This window comes from Acidovorax sp. 56 (assembly GCF_002749705.1).
GTDB lineage: Bacteria > Pseudomonadota > Gammaproteobacteria > Burkholderiales > Burkholderiaceae_C > Acidovorax.
This window is the reverse complement of the sequence record NZ_PEEV01000001.1, coordinates 2367152-2384227: the sequence shown is the minus strand read 5'-3', so window position 1 is coordinate 2384227 and position 17076 is coordinate 2367152. Positions and strand designations below refer to the sequence as shown.

General features: G+C 65.2%; 15 protein-coding genes. 10 read left to right on the top strand and 5 right to left on the bottom strand.

The window, feature by feature from the left end; translation table 11 throughout:
* Positions 1–56 precede the first annotated feature (56 nt).
* Positions 57–1001 (top strand): aldose 1-epimerase, encoded by a 945-nt coding sequence (locus CLU88_RS10575; protein ID WP_099656555.1) that lies wholly within the window; start codon positions 57–59, stop codon positions 999–1001.
* A gap of 15 nt (positions 1002–1016) precedes the next feature.
* Here CLU88_RS10575 and garD read toward each other — a convergent pair whose 3' ends face one another.
* The gene (gene garD / locus CLU88_RS10570; RefSeq protein WP_099656554.1) at positions 1017–2597 is read right to left on the bottom strand and encodes a galactarate dehydratase; all 1581 of its coding nucleotides are present in this window, start codon (positions 2595–2597) and stop codon (positions 1017–1019) included.
* A gap of 84 nt (positions 2598–2681) precedes the next feature.
* Between garD and CLU88_RS10565 the strand changes: the two genes are divergently transcribed.
* The 4 genes from CLU88_RS10565 (at position 2682) to CLU88_RS10550 (ending at position 7703) form a co-directional block, all read left to right on the top strand.
* Positions 2682–3710: a LacI family DNA-binding transcriptional regulator gene (locus tag CLU88_RS10565; protein WP_099656553.1), complete on the top strand. Its 1029-nt coding sequence runs from the start codon at positions 2682–2684 to the stop codon at positions 3708–3710.
* A gap of 309 nt (positions 3711–4019) precedes the next feature.
* Positions 4020–4973: a tripartite tricarboxylate transporter substrate binding protein gene (locus tag CLU88_RS10560; RefSeq protein ID WP_099656552.1), complete on the top strand. Its 954-nt coding sequence runs from the start codon at positions 4020–4022 to the stop codon at positions 4971–4973.
* A 102-nt stretch (positions 4974–5075) separates the two neighbouring features.
* The gene (gene gudD, locus CLU88_RS10555) at positions 5076–6410 is read left to right on the top strand and encodes a glucarate dehydratase (RefSeq protein WP_099658790.1); all 1335 of its coding nucleotides are present in this window, start codon (positions 5076–5078) and stop codon (positions 6408–6410) included.
* A gap of 189 nt (positions 6411–6599) precedes the next feature.
* A complete protein-coding gene (locus CLU88_RS10550) occupies positions 6600–7703 on the top strand; it encodes an SMP-30/gluconolactonase/LRE family protein (RefSeq protein WP_099658789.1) in 1104 nt (367 codons plus the stop codon).
* A gap of 73 nt (positions 7704–7776) precedes the next feature.
* Here CLU88_RS10550 and CLU88_RS10545 read toward each other — a convergent pair whose 3' ends face one another.
* Positions 7777–8715, bottom strand: a complete 939-nt coding sequence (locus CLU88_RS10545) for a LysR family transcriptional regulator (protein WP_099656551.1) — start codon at positions 8713–8715, stop codon at positions 7777–7779.
* A 265-nt stretch (positions 8716–8980) separates the two neighbouring features.
* On the opposite strand from CLU88_RS10545, the gene CLU88_RS10540 reads away from it, so the two are divergent.
* A complete protein-coding gene (locus CLU88_RS10540; protein WP_099656550.1) occupies positions 8981–10147 on the top strand; it encodes a mandelate racemase/muconate lactonizing enzyme family protein in 1167 nt (388 codons plus the stop codon).
* A 2-nt stretch (positions 10148–10149) separates the two neighbouring features.
* Here the strand turns inward: CLU88_RS10540 and CLU88_RS10535 are convergent, their stop codons facing one another.
* The 3 genes from CLU88_RS10535 to CLU88_RS10525 form a co-directional block, all read right to left on the bottom strand.
* The gene (locus tag CLU88_RS10535; protein WP_099658788.1) at positions 10150–10869 is read right to left on the bottom strand and encodes a pentapeptide repeat-containing protein; all 720 of its coding nucleotides are present in this window, start codon (positions 10867–10869) and stop codon (positions 10150–10152) included.
* Positions 10870–10938: 69 nt separating this feature from the next.
* Complete coding sequence (locus CLU88_RS10530; protein WP_369827691.1) at positions 10939–11271, bottom strand: SMR family transporter; 333 nt, start codon at positions 11269–11271, stop codon at positions 10939–10941.
* Between the two features lie 5 nt (positions 11272–11276).
* Positions 11277–11852 carry a TetR/AcrR family transcriptional regulator gene (locus CLU88_RS10525; RefSeq protein WP_099656548.1) on the bottom strand — a complete coding sequence of 192 codons (576 nt, stop codon included), beginning with the start codon at positions 11850–11852 and terminating at the stop codon, positions 11277–11279.
* Between the two features lie 222 nt (positions 11853–12074).
* Here CLU88_RS10525 and CLU88_RS10520 point away from each other — a divergent pair, with 222 nt between their 5' ends.
* From CLU88_RS10520 to CLU88_RS10505, 4 genes are all read left to right on the top strand, one after another.
* The gene (locus CLU88_RS10520; protein WP_099656547.1) at positions 12075–12869 is read left to right on the top strand and encodes a hypothetical protein; all 795 of its coding nucleotides are present in this window, start codon (positions 12075–12077) and stop codon (positions 12867–12869) included.
* 66 nt (positions 12870–12935) lie between these two features.
* Complete coding sequence (locus CLU88_RS10515; protein WP_099656546.1) at positions 12936–13499, top strand: hypothetical protein; 564 nt, start codon at positions 12936–12938, stop codon at positions 13497–13499.
* A gap of 95 nt (positions 13500–13594) precedes the next feature.
* Positions 13595–14824 (top strand): hypothetical protein, encoded by a 1230-nt coding sequence (locus tag CLU88_RS10510; RefSeq protein ID WP_099656545.1) that lies wholly within the window; start codon positions 13595–13597, stop codon positions 14822–14824.
* Complete coding sequence (locus CLU88_RS10505) at positions 14809–17031, top strand: AAA family ATPase (protein WP_099656544.1); 2223 nt, start codon at positions 14809–14811, stop codon at positions 17029–17031. Before CLU88_RS10510 ends, CLU88_RS10505 begins: the two co-directional genes overlap by 16 nt.
* The last annotated feature ends 45 nt before the right edge of the window (positions 17032–17076 follow it).

The following is a 17076-nucleotide window of genomic DNA, read 5'->3' as shown; positions in this document are numbered from 1 at the left end:
AGTCCTGCCTGCTCTGCACCCGCTCTGAGCCTCCCTTGATCGAAAGACACAACCCCGTGACCCTTGCGTCCAACCCAGCCTCCCACCCCGTCGTCTGGCTGCACCATGCCGACCAGCACCTGGGCCTGGTGCCCACCTTGGGCGGCAGCGTCGCTGCCTGGCAAATGGACCATGCCGCCAGCCCCGAGGGACGGTTGAACCTCTGGCGCCCCTGGGATGGCGCTGCGGCGGACCTGTACCAGATGGCCTCGTTTGCCATGGTCCCCTGGTCCAACCGCATCAGCGGCGGTGGTTTTGCGCAGGGGGGGCAGTTCCACCCGATGCAGCCCAACCGGGCGGGCGAGCCGTATCCCATCCATGGCGATGGCTGGCTGCAGCCCTGGGGTGGGCGCCAGGTGGCGGACGACACGCTGGAGATGTCGCTGCGCTCTGACCGCTTTCAGTGCAACCCTTATGACTACGAGGCGGTGCAGACCTTCCGCTTGGTGCCCGGTGGGCTGGACCAGCAGGTGCTGGTGCGCCACCTGGGTGCAGAGCCCATGCCCTATGGGCTGGGTTTGCATCCCTGGTTTTTGCGCACCCCACGCACCCGCGTCAGCGCCCCGGTGGCCTCGGTCTGGCTGTGCGGAGATGACCCCATTCCTGTGCGCGAGACGGCGGACTTCCCGCCCGGTTGGGACTTGAATGCCGGCATCTCGGCCCACGGCGATCTGATCGACAACGCCTACACCGGCTGGGGCGGCACGGCGCAAATCGATTGGCCCGAGTGGGGCGTGCGGCTGCAGGCGCACATGCCGGACTTTGCACAAGACGGTGGGGCTGCGCAGCACTACTGCCTGATTTACCGGCCGCCGCAAGGCTCGGCGTTTTGCTTTGAGCCCATCACCCAGCCCATTGATGCCTTTCACCTGCCCGGCCAGCCAGGCCTGCGGGTGCTGGCCAAGGGGGAGGCGCTGCGCCTGAGCGTGCAATGGCGGTTTGGGCCCCTGGCCACTGCATAGGCGGCGGGGGTTGCGTCAGGTCACTGGCGCCGGGTTGAACAAGACCAGCGCGTTGTGCAACTTCCACTGCTCTGCCCAGGTCTTCTTGCGGCCACTGGCCACGTCCAGCATCAGGTGGAACAGCTCCCAGCCCACCTGCTCGATGGTGGCAGAGCCTTCGGCAATGGTGCCCGCGTTCACGTCCATCAGGTCGTGCCAGCGCCGCGCCAGGTCACTGCGGGTGGCCACTTTGATGACGGGGCACTCGGCCAGGCCGTAAGGCGTTCCGCGCCCGGTGGTGAACACGTGCAGGTTCATGCCTGCGGCCAGCTGCAGCGTGCCGCAAATGAAGTCACTGGCCGGTGTGGCCGCATAGGTCAGGCCCTTGGCTTGCAGCTTTTCGCCCGGGGCCAGCACGTTGGCGATGGGCGCCGAGCCGGACTTGACGATGGAGCCCATGGCCTTTTCCACAATGTTGGACAGGCCGCCCTTTTTGTTGCCTGGGGTGGTGTTGGCACTGCGGTCCACGCTGCCGCGCTGCAGGTAGGCGTCGTACCATGCCATCTCGCGCACCATGGCCTGGGCTACCTCGGGGGTGGTGGCACGGGCGGTGAGCTGGGCAATGCCGTCGCGCACCTCGGTGGTTTCAGAGAACATCACGCTGGCGCCGGCGCGCACCAGCAGATCGGTGCAAAAGCCCACGGCCGGGTTGGCCGTGACGCCCGAGAACGCATCGCTGCCACCGCACTGCACACCCACCACCAACTCGCTGGCAGGCACGGTTTCGCGGCGGCGGGCATTCAGGCGCCGCAGGTGGGCTTCGGCCTGGCGCATGATGGATTCCACCATCGACATGAAGCCCACATGGGCCTCGTCCTGCAGACACACCACGTCCAGTGCGGCAGGGGTGTTGCTGCGCTCGTCCACCAAGGGAATCGAGCCTGGGGGCAGCAGGCGCTCGGGCTGCAGCTTTTCACAGCCCAGGCTCACCACCATGACCTCGCCGCCAAAGTTGGGGTTGGAGCTGATGTTGCGCAGGGTGCGGATCGGGATCACAGCGTCGGGCGCATCAATGGCCACACCGCAGCCGTAGCCGTGCTCCAGTGCCACCACATCGTCCACATTCGGGTACTTGGGCAGCAGTTCTGATTTGATGCGCTGCACGGCAAAGTCCGTCACGCCCGCCACGCACTGCACGGTCTGGGTGATGGCCAGAATGTTGCGCGTTCCCACCGATCCATCGGCGTTGCGGTAGCCCTCGAAGGTGAAGCCCTCCAGTGCGGGCTGCATGACGCCCCGGGTGGTCGCCATGGGCAAGGCGTCCAGCTCACGTGCCTCGGGCATTTTCAGCAGGCGCTCGTGCACCCAGCTGCCTGCGGCGATGGCATCGATGGCGTAGCCAATGGGAACGCCGTAGCGCAGCACGGCCCCGCCAGCGGGCAGGTCCACCAGCGCTACCTTGTGCCCTTGGGGCACCTTGTCACGCAAGGTCAGGCCTTCAGGCAGCGTGGTGCCGGCAGGCAGGCCGCCATCGTTGGCCACGATGGCAACGTTGTCGCTCTCGTGCATCCGGATGGTCAGGGGCTTCAGTGTCTCTGAGAGTGGGGTTTCGGACATCCATGTCTCCTATGATCGGTCGCTTCGCGTGCAGCCTGTGGTCTTGCATCACGGGTTTGGTAGCGGTACCATTTTAAACCACCAATGACAGAAAAAGACAACCCCAAGCGTTCCCGCCGCAGCAGCGGGGCCATCACCCTGCGTGACGTGGCCAAGCTGGCGGGGGTGGCGCCCATCACCGCATCGCGCGTGCTCAACACGCCAGACCAGGTGTCTGAAGAGGTGCGCCAGCGCGTGCTCGAAGCCGTGCAGCGCACGGGTTACGTGCCCAACCGCATGGCCGGTGGGCTGGCCTCGGCCCGCAGCCGCCTGATTGCGGCCGTGGTGCCCAGCACAGTGATGTCGGTGTTCATGGAAACCATTGAGTCGCTCAACAGCACCCTGTTCGATGCGGGCTACCAGCTCATGCTGGGCCAGTCGGGGTACTCTGCCGCGCGGGAGGAGTTGCTGCTGGAGGCCATCATCGGCCGCCGCCCCGATGGCATTTTTCTCACCGGCATCATGGGTGCGGGCAAGGGGCGCACGCGGTTGGTGGCGTCGGGCATTCCAGTGGTCGAGACCTGGGACCTCACCCCCACTCCCATCGACATGCTGGTGGGTTTTTCGCATCTGGACATTGGCCGGGCCGTGGCGCGCTTCTTCATGGAGCGGGGGCGCAAGCGCTTCGCGCTGGTGACTGCCGACGATGAGCGGGCAGGGCGCCGTGCCGCCGCGTTTTCAGAGGCCGTGGTGCAGGCGGGACTGCCGCCGGTCACCACCATCAGTGTGGGTGCGCAGCGTTCACTGCGCAGTGGCCGCGATGCCCTGGGGCGCCTGCTGCAGCAATGCCCTGAGGTGGATGCCGTGTTCTGCAGCTCCGACCTGCTGGCGCTGGGTGTGGTCACGGAAGCCCGCGCCCGCCAGTTGTCTGTGCCCGGTCAGTTGGCCATCATGGGCTTTGGCGATGTGCCTTTTGTGGCCGACCTGCTGCCCGCCTTGAGCACGGTGCACATCAATGGCGCGCACATTGGTCATCTGGCGGCACGCTACCTGATCGACTGCGCCGAAGGGCGGTCGGTGGATCGCCGGGTGGTCGAGGTGGACTTTTCCATCGTGGAGCGCGATACCACCTGAGTGCCTTTTGGGGCCATTTGCAAGGCGGGCTCGCAGGTTTGCGGCTTGTGTCGTCGCGCGCTATTGATGGCCCAGATTTCAGGGAAAACCCTCATTAAACCCTCGTTGACGACCCAATTTGGTACCGCTACCATTTGCGCATTGAAGATTTGGTAGCGGTACCAAATTCGGGCTTTGAGAAAAGGTGCGCCATGAGTCGGCAAGCACCCAGGGCCTGGATGCAGGGCCGCATCTACCGCAGCGCCCGCATGCTGTTGATGTGAAGGGCGCGCGGCCCACGCCTCTTTCCAAAACCTGTAGGAGACAACCATGAAGAAACTGCTCTGCACTCTGGCTGCAGCCCTCACGCTGGGGTCGGCGTTTGCCTGGCCCGACAAGCCTGTCACCCTGGTCGTGCCGTTCCCACCCGGTGGCTCCACCGACCTGATCGCCCGCACCCTGATTCCCAAGCTGCAAGACAAGCTGGGTGGCACATTCATTGTGGACAACAAGGCTGGCGCGACAGGCACGATTGGGGCAGGCGCCGTGGCACGTGCCCCGGCGGACGGGCACACGCTGCTGGTTTCTTCGTTGGGCCCTTTTGTGATTGCGCCGCACCTGCTGACCAAGGTGCCCTACGACGCCCTCAAGGACTTTGACTACCTCACCGTGGCGGTGCAGGCCCCCAACGTGCTGGTGGTGCCCGCATCCTCGGCCCACAAGTCCCTGGCCGATGTGATTGCCTTTCAGAAAGCCAACCCCAACAAGATGACCTTTGCCTCCTCGGGCAACGGCAGCAGCGACCACCTCACGGCCGAGCTGTTCTGGCTGCAGACCCACACCAGCGGCATCCACGTGCCCTACCGTGGCGGCGGCCCCGTGATGACTGACCTGTTGGGTGCGCAAGTGGATGCGTCCTTCATGAACATCAACACCGCCATGCCGCAGATCCAGGCGGGCAAGCTCAAGGCGCTGGCCATCACCAGCGCCAAGCGCTCCCCTCTTCTGCCCAACGTGCAGACGCTGGAAGAAGCGGGCATCAAAGACGCCAACGTGTACTCTTGGCAAGCGATTGCGGCCCCCCGTGGCCTGCCCGCAGACATCAAGGCAAAGCTCAACGCCGCCATTGTTGCGGGGCTGAATGACCCCCAGATCAAGCCCAAGCTGCTGGAGCTGGGCTTTGAAATCGTGGGCAACACGCCCGAGCAATTCGCCGCCTTCCAGGCCGCAGAGTTTGCGCGCTGGAAGAACCTGATCGCCGCACGCAACATCAAGGCCGATTGATGCCTGCGCAGCCGCTGCCTCTTGGGGCCGCGGCTGCGTTTTTGCACCGGCGCCGTCTTTGTGCGCGCCCACGCCAGCCAAGCTCTTTTCATCTCTGAACCTATGTCCAACGCATCTACCCCCCTTGTTACCGAACTCCGTGTGATTCCTGTGGCTGGCCGCGACAGCATGCTGCTGAACCTCAGCGGTGCGCATGCCCCGTTTTTCACGCGCAACATCCTGGTTCTCACGGACAGCTCGGGCCACACCGGGGTGGGTGAGGTGCCTGGTGGCGAGAAGATTCGCCAAACCCTGGAGGACGCCCGCGCCCTGGTGGTGGGGCAGCCCATTGGTTCCTACCAAAGCGTGTTGCAGCGCGTGCAGCAGAGCTTTGCCGACCGCGATGCCGGTGGCCGTGGCTTGCAGACCTTTGACTTGCGCACCACCATCCACGCCGTGACGGCGGTGGAATCGGCCCTGCTGGACTTGCTGGGTCAGCACCTGGAGGTGCCGGTGGCTGCCCTGTTGGGCGAGGGGCAGCAGCGCACCTCGGTGGAAATGCTGGGGTACCTGTTCTATGTGGGCGACCGCGCACTGACCGATTTGCCCTACGCCACGGACCCAGGGGCGGAGAACGACTGGTTCCGCCTGCGCCACGAAAAGGCGATGAACGCCCAGGCCATCGTGCGCCTGGCCGAGGCGGCCCGCGAGCGCTATGGCTTCAACGACTTCAAGCTCAAGGGCGGCGTGCTGCGCGGCGACGAAGAGGTGGAGGCCGTGACAGCGCTGCACGAGCGCTTCCCCGATGCCCGTGTGACGCTGGACCCCAATGGCGGCTGGCTGCTCAAGGACGCGATCCGCCTGGGCCAGAAAATGCGCGGCGTGGTGGCCTATGCCGAAGACCCCTGCGGCGCCGAAGACGGCTTCAGCGGCCGCGAAGTGATGGCCGAGTTTCGCCGAGCCACCGGCCTGCCCACGGCCACCAACATGGTGGCCACCGACTGGCGCCAGTTCACCCACGCGCTGTCGCTGCAGAGTGTGGACATCCCGCTGGCCGATCCGCATTTCTGGACCATGGCGGGCTCTGTGCGCGTGGCGCAGACTTGCCGCGACTGGGGCCTGACCTGGGGTTCGCACTCCAACAACCATTTCGACATTTCGCTGGCCATGTTCACGCATGTGGGTGCCGCAGCGCCGGGCCGCGTCACGGCCATCGACACCCACTGGATCTGGCAAGACGGCCAACGCCTGACCAAGGACCCACTGCAGATCGTGGGCGGCCACGTGCAAGTGCCCCAGAAGCCGGGCCTGGGCGTGGAGCTGGACATGGTCGAAGTGGAAAAGGCCCACCAGCTGTACCTGCAGCATGGCCTGGGTGCGCGCGACGATGCCATCGCCATGCAGTACCTGATCCCGGGCTGGAAGTTCAACCACAAGATGCCCTGCATGGTGCGTTGATGTGGCCTGTGCGAAGCGGCTCCCGGGTCCTTCGCATGACGTGAATCGCTGTCGGCTGCTACCGGCAGCAGGTGTGGGAATCCAGCCTGCGCACCACGGGGTGGTGTGGGGCATCGTGGGCCTGGCCGGCGCCCCGAGATTTTGGGTTCGCTAGCACCTGGCATGCCAACGATAAAAATGGAGACAAGCATGCAACCATCCACCCAGAAACCGCGCCGTCAATTCCTCAAGGCGGCAGCAGGCACCGGGCTGGCCGTTTTGGGTTCAGGGGCTTTGGCGCAGTCTTTCGACTTCAGACCCAACCAGCGCTATCCCGATCCGGCCGTTCAGATCCTGGACCCCAGCTTCGCCAAATACCGTATCTACAGCAGCACCGTGGAGCAGGTCGCCACAGGCATGCGCTGGGCCGAAGGCCCCGTGTACTTCCCAGAGGATGGAGGCTATGTGCTGGTCAGCGACATTCCCAACAACCGCATCATGAAGTACAGCGAGCGCGACGGCAGCTTCACGGTGTTCCGTCAGCCTGCCAACTGGGCCAATGGCAATGTGCGTGACCGGCAGGGGCGCCTCATCACCTGCGAGCACTCCGTCACCCGCCGCGTGGTGCGCACCGAAAAGGGCGGGCGCCTGACGGTGCTGGCCGACAGCTATGAGGGCAAGAAGCTCAACGCGCCCAACGACATCGTGGTCAAGTCCGACGACACCGTCTGGTTCACCGACCCCTTGTTTGGCATCAACGGCGAGTGGGAAGGCTCCCGCGCCAAGCCAGAGCAAGCTACGACCAATGTCTACCGCATCGGTACCGACGGCAAGCTGACGGCGGTCATCACCGACATCGTCAATCCCAACGGCCTGGCCTTCTCGCCTGATGAGAAGAAGTTGTATGTCGTTGAGTGGAAGGGCACGCCCAACCGCAGCATCTGGAGCTATGACGTCAATGCCGACGGCGCGGTGGGCAACAAGACCAAGCTGATCGACGCCGCTGACCAAGGCGCTCTGGATGGCTTCAAGGTGGACCGCGACGGCAACCTGTGGTGCGGTTGGGGCAGCAATGGCGCGCTGCAGGCCGAGGCCTCGGAGCAAGGCGGGCGCAAGGTCTTCCCGCTCAAGGGCAAGCCCGAGGAGCTGGATGGGGTGATGGTCTTCAACCCCCAGGGCAAAGCCATTGCCCACATCCGCTTGCCCGAGCGCTGTGCCAACCTGTGCTTTGGCGGCCCGAAGAACAACCGCTTGTACATGGCCAGCAGCCACTCGCTGTATGCCCTGTACGTCGAGGCCCACGGCGCGGTGTAAGGCGCAGGCCTGGGGCTGCGTTTGTGAGGTCTGCCAGCCCTGGGCTTGTTCTCCGGGGCTGCGTAGGGATCGCTCAGGACTGCCCCTTGGCCAATTGCCATAGCTCTTCGGCCAGGGGCGTCATCTCCCCTCTTTGGCGGTACAGCCGAATGTCGACCGGCACGTTCCAGGGGTCTGGACCCGCAGGCACCAGCAGGCCGCTGCGCAACTCCTCTGCCACCAGGCTCTGGGGAAGCCACGCTACGCCACGCCCCTCCAGCACCATGGTCTTGAGCAGCACGGCATGGTGCGAGGTGAAGACCGTGGGCGCATCGCCGAATGCCGCTGTCTGCGGGGCATCCTTTTCCAGCCGAGACAGGTGCGAGCGCATGATCCTGCCCAGGCCCGAGGCATCGCTGTAGGCCAGCATTTGCAGCGCTGGCGTGTCGCTGGCGCCCTGCATGGGCTTGGCCTGCGCCTTGGCTGCAGACACGGGCCGCAGCATATCGCCCGAGAGCCGAAGCATGGGGTACGGCGCCTCGTCCAGACGGCTGGGAGCATCGGCATGCCCATGGCACAAAACGAATTGCACGCGGCGCTGCAGCATCAGGTCTTCGCAAGCGTGTGAACTGTCAGAGAGGGTTTGTATCGGCCCCACCTGCAGATGGGCTTCCACCCCAGACAACCAGCGTGGGAAAAACGTGAGCGAAAGCACGTGGGTGGCCGCAAAGCGCAGGCTGGCTTGCGCCATGTGGTGGGCCGCACGGGCCTTGGTGCGGGCGGCCTCCAACTGGGCCAGCACTGCTTCGATCAGTGGCTCAAAACGTTGCCCAGCGGCGGTGAGTACGGCAGGGTGCGCGCTGCGGTCAAACAAATCCACCCCCACCCATTCCTCCAGCGCGCGGATATGGCGGCTGAAGGCCGGTTGGGCGATGGCGCGGGCCTCTGCCGCACGCGAAAAATTGCCGCTTTCGCACAAAGCCAGAAAGTCTTCCAGCCATTCCAGGTCGAGGGGGCGATTGCCAGGTCCCATGGGGTCTGCTTTCTGCGGTGTCTACACGAGGTGGTGGGGGCTGGGTGCACAGATAGATGTATGCGATTGGAGTATTGGACGCCAGGCGGCACTGAGGAAATGATGTCTTTCGTGACGCACAAAGCCTTGTCCAACGCATGCGCCGCAAGCCGCTTGAATTATCGGTGGGTCTTGGCGCCTTGTACGGCCCCAGCGCTTTGCTTGGGGGGCCATTGGCAATGGCTTCGAGCGCACGCGCTTTCATTGTTCCAACCCCGCAAACACCATGAAGATCGTCAACATCCTTGAATCCACCCGCCCCATCAAGTCAGACATCCGCAACGCCTACATCGACTTCTCGAAGATGACGCTCAGCCTCGTCGCTGTGGTCACCGACGTGATCCGCGACGGCAAGCCGGTGATCGGCTACGGCTTCAACTCCAATGGCCGCTACGGCCAGGGCGCTTTGATGCGCGAGCGCTTCATCCCGCGCGTGCTGGAGGCCGAGCCCGCCAGCCTGCTGGATGACACCGGTGAGAACCTGGACCCGCACAAGGTCTGGGCCCGCATGATGATCAACGAGAAGCCCGGCGGCCACGGCGAGCGCTCGGTGGCCGTGGGCACCATCGACATGGCCGTGTGGGACGCCACGGCAAAGATTGCGGGCAAGCCGCTGTTCCAGCTGCTGGCCGAGCGCTACGGCAACGGCACGCCTAACCCGCGCGTGTTCGTCTACGCGGCCGGTGGCTACTACTACCCCGGCAAGGGGCTCGAAGCGCTGCAGCGTGAAATGGAAAGCTACCTGGCGCGCGGCTACTCGGTAGTCAAGATGAAGATCGGCGGCGCCACGCTGGCCGAGGACTGCGAGCGCATCGAGTCGGTGCTCAAGATCCTGGGCCCGGGCCAGCAGCTGGCGGTGGACGCCAACGGCCGGTTCGACCTGGCCACCGCCATCGACTACGGCAAGGCCCTGTCGCAGTACCCGCTGTTCTGGTACGAGGAAGCAGGCGACCCACTGGACTACGAGCTGCAGGCCAAGCTGGGCGAGGTCTACCAAGGCCCGATGGCCACGGGCGAAAACCTGTTCTCGATGCAGGACGCGCGCAACCTGATCCGCCACGGCGGCATGCACAAGGACCGGGACTGGTTGCAGTTCGACTGCGCCCTGAGCTATGGTCTGGTGGAGTACCTGCGCACGCTGGACATGCTCAAGGAACATGGCTGGTCCCCCAGCCGCTGCATTCCCCACGGCGGGCACCAGATGTCGCAGGCCATCGCCGCCGGCCTGGGCCTGGGCGGCAACGAGAGTTACCCCGACCTGTTCCAGCCCTATGGCGGCTTCCCCGATGGCGTGAAGGTCGAAAACGGCTACGTGACGTTGCCGCCGCTGCCGGGCATTGGATTTGAGGGCAAATCAGACTTGATCGCTGAGATGCGGGCGCTGGCCTCCTGAGCTCAGAGCACCCGCACTCCAAATTCCCCCACCAGCGCGGCCGCTTGGTCGCCAGAGATGATGGCGCCCTTGAAGAAGGGTGCAACCTGCGCCAGTTTCAGGCCGCCCAGGTCTACGCCGCGCAGGTCGGCGCCGTCAAAGCGCGTATTTTTCAAATGGGCGTCTCGCAAGCTGCCGCCTTCAAACAGCGCATCCCGAAAATCGCAGCCCCCCAGATCGGCCTCGGACAGGTCAAGCTGCGCCAGGGTTTGCTTGCGAAACGACAGCCCCCGCAAATCGGCACCCACGAGCAGTGATTCGTGGAACTCCAGCCCCAGGGTGTGCGCCTCGCGAAAGTGTGCCCCGGTGAGTTTGACTTCGGCAAACAGCGCGCTGGACAGCCTTGCGCGTGTCCAGTCGGTGTTGTTGAGGTCGCAGCGGTGCCAGCGCGCATCGGTGCAGTCTGCGCGTTGCAGTTGGGCCCGCGCAGCGCGGCAGTCAAGCCAGCGGGTGCTGGTGAGGGTGGCGGCTTCCAGTGCGGTGTCTGCGAAGGTGCAGCCGATAAAGGTGGCGCCGCGCAGGTCCATCTGCGACAAATCCTCGCCGTCAAAGGTGCAACGCTCAAACTGCAGTGCTGCAGGGACTTCGGCCACCAGGTGTTGCAGATCGGCCCGCGACAGGTGTTGATCGGTTACGGGGCTGGTGGCCGTGGTGGTGGCTGTGGTGCAGGGGGTGGAGGTCATGAACAACGAAACCATGGGGCGCAGAAGGCGGTGGGTGAAAAGCCCAAGAGGGCAGGGTGCCGCAGGGCTTCAGTGCCCCGTGCTGCGGGAGAACAGGTGAATCACCAGCACTCCCGCCAGAATGAGGCCGATGCCCAGCAGCGCTGCGGTGTCCAGGCGCTGGTCATAGAGTACCCAGCCCACGGCAGACACCAGCACAATCCCCACGCCTGACCACACGCCGTAGGCGATGCCCAGTGGCACCGTCTTGAGCGTGAGCGACAGCGCATAGAACGCCGCCACGTAGGCCACGGCGGTCAGCGCCGAGGGAAGGGGGCGGGTGAAGCCCTCGGAGGCTTTGAGGGCGCTGGTGCCAATCACCTCGGCCAAGATGGCGGCGCCCAGCAGGGCGTAAGCGGGCAGGGGCATCAGTCTTCTTTCTGGCCGCACAGTTGCAGCAACAAGGCCAGGATGCGGGCGCGGTGCGCGTCGTCCAGGGCATACACATCCAGCATTTGCGAAAACCAGAAGCCATCTGCGGCCATCCGGCACACCAGCAGCCGGTCTGCCGCGCCAGGTGTTTCGGCGTCTGCGGCCAGCTCGGTCTGCATGGTCTGGTGCCAGCGCTCGCGTGCTTCGGGCAGGGTCAAGGCCAGCAGGCCAATGGCCCGCTGGGTCTCGACCTGGTTCAGTTGGTTGTGGGTGTCAAAGCAGGTGCGAATGTAGGCGCGGGCATGGCGGCCTGCCCCGGCGGGTTCACGTTCAAACGCCAGTGCCAGGTTCGCCTGGAATTCTTCAAACAGCTGGTCGCACAGCGCCTGCAGCAAAGCCTGCTTGCTGCGAAAGTGGTGCTGCAGGCCGCCCTTGGTCACGCTGGCGCGGCGGGATACGGCGTCCAGCGTCACGGCGTGGGGGCCTTCCTGCACCAGGATGTCACGCACCACCATCAGTAACTGGCTGCGGATCAGTTCGGGCTGTTTTTGTCGGCGGTGGGCTTCTGTCATTACTACAAACCATCCGTATGGAATGTTTATTGTAGGGGTGGCCTCGGGAGGCGAGACGGGTCTGGATCAATGTCCCCGGGCGCCCGTGGGGCCTTCACTGGACATTTCGTCCAGTGTGGTGGCCAGTGCACCTGACAAGCCTGAGAGCGCAGCCTGCGTTATATCCGGTAACAATCCGTGCCAATCACAGCACACCATCGCCCCTGACCCCATTCCCCCGCCATGTCCCAAAACGTTCACACCCTGCACCTGTTCTTTGAAGACCCCATCCGGCTCAAATACTGCCAGCTGGTGTTCCAGTACCTGCAGTCCGACAACCCCGAGCAGGCCGAGCGCTGGGCCGAAAAGCTGGGTGGCGCAGACCTGGCCAAGCTGTGGGACAGCGACTGGTTCAACCACGGCGTGCGTGCCCAAGGCCCGGGGCTGGTGCTGAACTTTGATTCGAGTACGCACGACGGGATTCCGCTGCAAATGCTGGAAGAGCTGTTTGCCCATGGCCTGCGCTCTGCCGTGGCCGAGGTGTTTTACGACCAGGTGGGTGAGACCGAGCGCATGTTCTTCGAGCAAGGCATGTGGGTCACCCGCCAGTCTTTCTATGCCAGCAACCCCACCCTGAAGGCTGTGGTGGAACGCGCTGACGACGATACAGAAGAGAGGGCGGGAGAAGAAGACGAGGAGGGTGCCAGCGACGGCACCAAGAACCCACGCAAGCCGGTGCCCGTTGGCACCCTGCGCACCCAGCAGGACGAACGCGAGCGTGAAGGCCGCGAAGCGGTGGATGCCATGGTTGGCATGTTCAAGGACATGCGCGAAAGCGGCGTCAACCCGGTGGACGGAATCATGGGCATCTTCATGCTGAAGGCGGGCTTCAAGGGGCTGGTGCACGCCGCGCTGTTCACCTTGGTCACGGTGCTGCTGTTCAAGGGCTTTTGGTTGTGGATGGGCCTGGGCCTGTTGCTGGCGGTGGTGCTGCCGCTGTATTACATGAGCACGGAGCGCAAGTCGCTGTTCTCCTGAATGAGCGTCTGATGGCCTGGGCCGCACACAACACATTGAAAACACAGAAACGAGGGAGCAAAAACAATGTTGACCGAGATTGAATGGTGGGGTGGCGTGCTGTTTATCGTGGGCGCTGTGGTGTATCGCATGGCCATTGGTGCGCTGGACAAGGATGCAGGGTTTGATGCCAACCGGCTGCTCTCGCACGTGTTCTTTCTGGCCCCGGCTGTGGTGCTGGCGGGCTACTTCTACCCGCTGGAGCGCCCGGGGTTGCGTTACGCCTACCTGGGCGTGCTGGCGGTGGCACTGCTGGCCATGGTGGCTACGCTGGGTATGGAAATCTGGGACAACATCCAGACCGCCAAAGAGGCCAAGGCCGCAGGTACGGGTCAAGGCAGCGCCAGTGCGGTGACAGACGCCCCCGAGACCCGCATGCTGGAGCCAGCTGCGCTGGCATCGGTGCAAGCGAGCCAGGGGATGCAAGGCCAGGGCGAAGGCGGTGAGGGCGATGGCGAGGACGATGACGAGGAGGTCGGCACCTTCTACACCGTGCTGGGCATGCTGCTGCTCTACAGCCCGGTGTTTGTCGTCTGCGCTTTGGGCTGCTACAAGGCTTGGCCCATGGTGCAATCGCTGCTGCAGCGCTAAGCGCTTTTTCAACGGCCTGCATCCACAGACAGGCATGCCTTGCGCGTGTCCTGTTCAGGCCGTTCCCTTTTCCAGCCCGTACCTCCTTTTCCTCCATGGCCAGCGATTCTTTCTCCGTGCTTCTCTCGCTTTACATGCGGCGCATCCGTGCCAGCGCCTCGGGGGTGGCGACGGAGATTGGCCTGAGCCGTGAAGCCGTGAACAACTGGCGCAACGGTGTGTCAGTGCCCAACCCCCGCTCGCGTGACCGCGTGGTGGCCTGCACCCGCTACCTGCGCCTGACGGAGACCGAGTCCAACCGCCTGCTCAGTGCGGCGGGCTTTGAGCCCGAGTTTCCGCTGCAGGCCGAATCGGTGGGCGCACAGCCGTTTGCGGCGTTCCAGGACAGGCTGTTTGCCCAGCTGGCCCAGGCCATGCCGTACCCCATCTCGCTGCTGTTGTCGCCCGCGCACTGGGGCCAGCCGCCGTTTCGGCAAGAGCTGCTGGCCCGTGCCCGCGCGCAGTATGGCGATGGCGCGGTGCTGCACATCCAGCCGCCCTACAGCGTGAGCACGGCGGCCGACGAATACTTTGCCGCCATCGGCCGCCAGTGCGGGCTGGGCGAAGTCACCTCCGACTACGAATTTGAAGCCGCGCTGGAACAGCGCCTGCTGGCGGGCGAGCGGCTGTTTTGCCTGGTCAGCCGCTTTGAGCAGGGCACCCCTGCACTGCGCGAAACCCTGGCGGGCATTTTGCGCAGCCTGAGCGAAATGCACAGCGGCCGCCTGCACCTGCTGCTGTGCGGCGGCGAGGCGCTGGCCGACCTCAAGTACCGCAGCGGCGACCTGTCGCTGCTCAACATTGCCCAGGTCAACCATTGGCCCGAGCCCACGCTGGACGACCTGGTGGTGCTGGCCCGCCACCGCTGGCCCGAGCAGCCCTGGGCTGTGCCCGTGCTGGCCGGGCTGCAAGACCTCAGTGGCGCGCACCCCGCCTTGTTTGAAGAAGGGCTGCAATGGCTGGTAGACCACGGCACCGCTGCACTGCAGGGCGATGTGGTGGCAGCGGGCGAGCTGCGCAGCCACCTGCTGGGCAGTGCGCGCCTGTGGCAAACCTTTTTGCCGCTGGCACAGGCTCCGGCCTCGCGCCAGCGCCTGGCGCAGCTGCTGCAGGCCCCTGACCTGGGCCGTGCCCGGCCCTACCTGCAAGACGATGACCTGCGCCGATTGTTTTGGGGCAACCTGGTCCAGGTGCGCGGTGCGGGCGATGCGGCGCGGCTGCATTGGCGCTGCCCCATCGTGCGCGAGGCTGGCTTGATGGTGCTCGAATCATGCTCGAACGAATGAGCCCGCTGCTCTCGCGCCCTGTGCTGCGCGGCGTGGTCATTGCCGTGGTGACGCTGTTTGTGGCCAGCGCCATCTTCACCCCCCAGCTCAACCCATTCACGCGCAGCGCTTTCCTTGCGGCCATGAGTGTCGGCCCGGTGTGGGGCGAGGTGACGCAATGGCGCGCCGCCATGATCGATGCGCGCAACGAGCTGGGTGACTGGCCGCCGGACATCCAAAAATACGCCCCGCCCATTGCCAACGCCAAGCTGCGCGTCACTTCGCCACGCCCCAACGTGTTGCAGGGTGACATTGCCAACCACCCCGAGCTGGGCAAGATCGCGGGCACGCAGGTGATCATGGAGTTCCATCCTGACTCCTATACCTGGAGCTGCCGCCGAGGCAATCCGCCCGTGCCGCCAGGCTACCTTCCCATCAATTGCGATGACGGCGTTACCGACGATAGGGAGCCGAGCAAGCCATCTGCCGCGTCCGCTTCTGACCCCTTTGGCTGGCTGCGGTCATTGATCATTGGGTGTGCTGTGATCTTTTGCGCCGGGGCGGTGGTGTGGGTGGTGCGCCATCCCCTGATTGGCTCAGGCCAGCTGCGCCCCGCGCGCCTGCGTCGCACGCCCCTGAACCGCCTGCCGAAAATCGACCGCCTGCTGCGCTGGATGGGGCGGCTGGACGCCACCTTGCAGGCCGCTGAAGTCCGCACGGCAGACTGGCGCCGCGCTGTGTTATGTGCCCAGGCGAACGGGCTTGACTACGCCACTGGCCTGGCCCAGGCCCTGGCTGACAAAGTGGTGGCCCGCCAGCAGACCAGTGCCGATTGGGCGCTGCCCGGCGTGGTGCTGGAGTGGCAGTTTGCCCCCGACCTGCCCGTGTCGCTGGACCGCTGCCTGGTGCTGGTGCCCACGCCGGGGCTCGACGAAGCCGCCTTGGTGCAAAGCCTACGCGCTGCGCAGACCGGCAGCGACGTGCTGCTGGTGCTGAGTGAGCACAGCCTTGAGGCCCCGTGCCCCCTGCTGCGCGCCCACTGCGAAGACAGCGCCAACCTGCATGTGATGGTGGACAGCGCCAGCCTCACCGAATGGCTGCTGGGCGGCCAGGCCCTGCAGGTGCTACTGCGCCTGCTGTCCACCCAGCTGCGCATCACCCGCATCTCGCCGTACCAGACGCGCGGTGGCGTCACGCGCGAAGGCTCGTTCTTCGGCCGCGCGCAGCTGCTGGCCCGCGTGGTCACCCGCGAGCCCGCCAACTACCTGGTGGTGGGTGGGCGCCAGCTGGGCAAAAGCAGCTTGCTCAAGGCGGTGCAGCGCCGCCTGCAGGGACACCCGCACACCGTGTGCCATTACGTGTCGCTGCGCGACCACCGGCTGGCCCCGCGCCTGGCGCTGCAACTGGGCCTGCCCGCCGCCACCGCGCTGGAGGACATCGTGGCCCACCTGCAGGCGCAGGCGATGGGCAAGCGGCTGGTGCTGCTGATTGACGAGGCCGACCAGTTCTTCCGAGCCGAGTCAGACCAAGGCTATGCACAGTTGTCCACCCTGCGCTCGCTCAGCGAAGAGGGGCGCTGCTGGTTCATGCTGGCAGGGTTCTGGGATTTGTATGCCACGGCCGTGCTGGATTACCAAAGCCCCCTGCGCAACTTTGGCGAGGTGCTGACCATTGGCGGGCTGGAGCGCGCGGCCTGCCGCGAACTGGCCACCGAGCCACTGCGCCGCCTGCGCCTGGGCTTTGCCAGCGATGCGCTGGTCGAGCGCCTCATCGACGCCAGCGGCCAGCGCGCCAACTTGGTGGCCATCCTGTGCCAGGAATGCCTGGAAGCGCTGCAGCCCGGCGAGCGCGCCATTGAGGCCCACCACCTTGCCCAGGCCCTGGCCTCGCAGGCCGTGCAAGACGCACTGGCCGGCTGGGGCCGCCTGAGCCAGGACGAAGCCGCCTGCCGCCTCGACCGTGTGGTGGTCTACCACACCGCCCAGTCTGGGCAGACCAGCCTGGTGGCCCTGGCACAGCTGCTGCAAAGCCATGGCATCACGGCCGATGCGCAGGCCCTGCGCCAGTCGCTGGCGCGCCTGCAACTGGCCTACGTGCTGCGCAAGCAAGAGGCCGAATACCGTTTTGCCATCCCGCTGCTGCAGGGCCAGTTTGAGCCCAGCGAGGTGGAGCAGCTGCTGCGCCAGGAGTTGGCTGTGTTGGGCAGGGACTCACGCTCCGCTGCATGAACCGCAACATCGAAACATGCCTGTGTTGAACCGGGTGAATTTTTG

Excerpts from the sequence above, each read along its gene's own strand:
- garD (WP_099656554.1), bottom strand. The coding sequence starts at position 2,597 with ATGTCCGAAACCCCACTCTCAGAGACACTGAAGCCCCTGACCATCCGG.
- CLU88_RS10565 (WP_099656553.1), top strand. The coding sequence starts at position 2,682 with ATGACAGAAAAAGACAACCCCAAGCGTTCCCGCCGCAGCAGCGGGGCC.
- CLU88_RS10560 (WP_099656552.1), top strand. The coding sequence starts at position 4,020 with ATGAAGAAACTGCTCTGCACTCTGGCTGCAGCCCTCACGCTGGGGTCG.
- gudD (WP_099658790.1), top strand. The coding sequence starts at position 5,076 with ATGTCCAACGCATCTACCCCCCTTGTTACCGAACTCCGTGTGATTCCT.
- CLU88_RS10550 (WP_099658789.1), top strand. The coding sequence starts at position 6,600 with ATGCAACCATCCACCCAGAAACCGCGCCGTCAATTCCTCAAGGCGGCA.
- CLU88_RS10545 (WP_099656551.1), bottom strand. The coding sequence starts at position 8,715 with ATGGGACCTGGCAATCGCCCCCTCGACCTGGAATGGCTGGAAGACTTT.
- CLU88_RS10540 (WP_099656550.1), top strand. The coding sequence starts at position 8,981 with ATGAAGATCGTCAACATCCTTGAATCCACCCGCCCCATCAAGTCAGAC.
- CLU88_RS10535 (WP_099658788.1), bottom strand. The coding sequence starts at position 10,869 with ATGACCTCCACCCCCTGCACCACAGCCACCACCACGGCCACCAGCCCC.
- CLU88_RS10525 (WP_099656548.1), bottom strand. The coding sequence starts at position 11,852 with ATGACAGAAGCCCACCGCCGACAAAAACAGCCCGAACTGATCCGCAGC.
- CLU88_RS10520 (WP_099656547.1), top strand. The coding sequence starts at position 12,075 with ATGTCCCAAAACGTTCACACCCTGCACCTGTTCTTTGAAGACCCCATC.
- CLU88_RS10515 (WP_099656546.1), top strand. The coding sequence starts at position 12,936 with ATGTTGACCGAGATTGAATGGTGGGGTGGCGTGCTGTTTATCGTGGGC.
- CLU88_RS10510 (WP_099656545.1), top strand. The coding sequence starts at position 13,595 with ATGGCCAGCGATTCTTTCTCCGTGCTTCTCTCGCTTTACATGCGGCGC.
- CLU88_RS10505 (WP_099656544.1), top strand. The coding sequence starts at position 14,809 with ATGCTCGAACGAATGAGCCCGCTGCTCTCGCGCCCTGTGCTGCGCGGC.